The organism is Photorhabdus hindustanensis, assembly GCF_002968995.1.
GTDB classification, from domain to species: Bacteria; Pseudomonadota; Gammaproteobacteria; order Enterobacterales; family Enterobacteriaceae; genus Photorhabdus; species Photorhabdus akhurstii.
In genome coordinates, this window is the sequence record NZ_PUWT01000174.1 from 1 (window position 1) to 1,530 (window position 1,530).

Below are 1,530 nucleotides of genomic sequence, written 5' to 3' on the forward strand. Positions count from 1 at the left end.
CAGGTTATTAACCATCACGTTCACTGGCAGCCCGGGGGGGACACGCCAAAAAAAGCGGTTAAAATACATAAACTATCCCGATGAGCGCTGATGATGTTAAGAGCCACCAAAGTCCGCATTTACCCGACACCCGAACAGGCTGATTATCTCAATGCTCAGTTCGGTGCGGTCCGTTTCGCGTACAACAAGGCGCTCCACATTAAGAAGCACGCTTATCAACGCCACGGGGTGAACCTCAGCCCGCGTAAAGACCTCAAGCCCTTACTGTCAGTGGCGAAAAAATCCCGCCGGTATGCCTGGCTCAAAGCGTATGATTCCATCGCCTTGCAGCAGGCGGTGATTAACCTCGATATGGCGTTTTCCCACTTTTTTAATCCGAAGCTGAAAGCGCGCTTCCCGACATTCAAACGCAAGCATGGCAGGCAGTCCAGCTATCATTGTGTCGGGGTGAAGGTGTTGGACGGGGCAATAAAAATACCCAAATTATCGCCGATAGAAGCCCGTCTGCACCGTGAAATGACCGGAGAGGTGAAAAGCATTACGCTGAGTTGTTCAGCCACCGGTAAATACTACGCCTCGATACTCTGTGATGACGGCCTGGCCGCGCCCGCGAAGCCCGCTTTGATAACCCAGATGACAGGTTTGGATATGGGATTGTCTCACTACGCTGTCAAATCCAGCGGAGATAAGATGGCCAATCCCCGTCATCTTATCAATGCCGGCCGTAATCTGAGGCGTAAACAGAAGGCCCTCTCCCGGAAACAAAAAGGCAGCGCCAACCGTCGTAAAGCACGACAGAGGCTTGCCGCCGTACATGAGCGGGTAGCGAATGCCCGCGCCGATTTTCAACACAAACTGTCTCGTTCAATGGTTGACGAAAACCAAGCGATAATTGTGGAGACACTGAAATCGGCCAACATGATGAAGAATCACCACCTTGCCCGCGCTATCGGGGATGCGGGCTGGCATGGCTTCATCAAGAAACTGGAATACAAAGCCGCAGCGGCAGGCGTCCATCTGGTCAAACTGGATCAGTGGTTCGCCAGTTCGAAAACCTGCCATTGCTGCGGTTACAAAATGCTGGAAATGCCGCTGCGTAAGCGGCTCTGGCAATGCCCTTTCTGTCGAGTCGAACATGACCGCGATATCAATGCGGCGCTCAACATCGAGCGCAAGGGCATAACAGAATTACAGGCGGCGGGACTCGTCGTCTCTGCCCACGGAGGCCAGCGTAAATCCGTCATAAAGACGGTGGCGGCCTGAGAAGTGGGAAGCCTCGCCGTTTTTACGGCGGGGAGCAGTCACGAAGACTTCCTGTAGGGTTACAGGTCGCGCTTGTTGATGCAATGGAGGAACTCGAAAATTCAGGACCGGAGCTCAGTATAAAAAACATAACAATATGATTCAAAAATATATTCACATGAAAATGATTCTATTAATAAATAATTAAAGTTATCAATAATTGATATTTATATCTATCCTAAAGTTACTATAATAAAAGGTTATTATTGATATGGTTTATAATATAGC

General features: G+C 49.9%; 1 protein-coding gene. It reads left to right on the forward strand.

What is annotated here, in order from left to right:
• The first annotated feature begins 93 nt into the window (after nucleotides 1-93).
• Nucleotides 94-1,263, forward strand: coding sequence for an RNA-guided endonuclease InsQ/TnpB family protein (locus tag C6H66_RS25060; protein ID WP_105397055.1), 1,170 nt, complete (start codon nucleotides 94-96; stop codon nucleotides 1,261-1,263).
• Nucleotides 1,264-1,530: the final 267 nt, after the last annotated feature.